The sequence below is a fragment of the Saccharothrix sp. ST-888 genome (assembly GCF_000955975.1).
Classification (GTDB): domain Bacteria; phylum Actinomycetota; class Actinomycetes; order Streptomycetales; family Streptomycetaceae; genus Kitasatospora.
This window is the reverse complement of sequence record NZ_JYJF01001109.1, coordinates 1-253: the sequence shown is the minus strand read 5'-3', so window position 1 is coordinate 253 and position 253 is coordinate 1. Positions and strand designations below refer to the sequence as shown.

Below are 253 nucleotides of genomic sequence, written 5' to 3'. Positions count from 1 at the left end.
CCCGCGACACCGGCGGCCGCCTGCGTGTGGCCGATGTTGGACTTCACCGAGCCGAGCCAGAGCGGCTGCTCCTCGGCGCGGTCCTGGCCGTAGGTGGCGGGCAGCGCCTGGGCCTCGATCGGGTCGCCCAGTGCGGTGCCGGTGCCGTGCGCCACGACGGCGTCGACCTCGTCGGCCGACAGACCGGCGGAGGCCAGGGCCTGACGGATCACCCGCTGCTGGGACGGACCGTTGGGGGCGGTGAGGCCGTTGG

Annotated in this window: 1 protein-coding gene; it reads right to left on the bottom strand. The window is 75.5% G+C overall.

The genetic code is table 11. The annotated features are described in order from the left end of the window. Positions 1 to 253, bottom strand: a 253-nt coding sequence (locus UK12_RS35825; protein WP_045307412.1) for a hypothetical protein, incomplete at both ends; no start/stop codon positions are given.